Origin of the sequence: Brevibacterium sp. HMSC063G07, assembly GCF_001810665.1 — a bacterium.
Classification (GTDB): Bacteria; Actinomycetota; Actinomycetes; order Actinomycetales; family Brevibacteriaceae; genus Brevibacterium.
Genome location: NZ_KV802362.1, coordinates 1 through 281, shown reverse-complemented (window position 1 = coordinate 281; position 281 = coordinate 1). Strand labels below are relative to the sequence as shown.

1 protein-coding gene is annotated in these 281 nt (G+C 66.2%); it reads left to right on the top strand.

Translation table 11 applies throughout. From position 1 onward, the window contains the following. The coding region (locus HMPREF2757_RS08700) for a condensation domain-containing protein (RefSeq protein WP_141750233.1) at nt 1–281 on the top strand (281 nt) is incomplete at both ends.

The following is a 281-nucleotide window of genomic DNA, read 5'->3' as shown; positions in this document are numbered from 1 at the left end:
CACGCGATCGCAGCCCACGACCCGCAGCAAGGCCGCTGGCTGCTGCAGCTGCCCAGCCACCACATGGTGCTGGACCACACCACGCTGGACTTCCTGGTGCAGGAGATCGCGCTGATCCAGCAGGACAGATTCGATGAGCTGCCGGCTCCTGTTCCCTTCCGGAACTACGTGGCGCAGGCCAGGCTGGGGGTGAGCCAGGCGGAGCACGAAGCCTTCTTCACCCAGATGCTGGGAGACGTGGACGAGCCGACGGCACCGTTCAACCTGCTGGACGTGCAGGG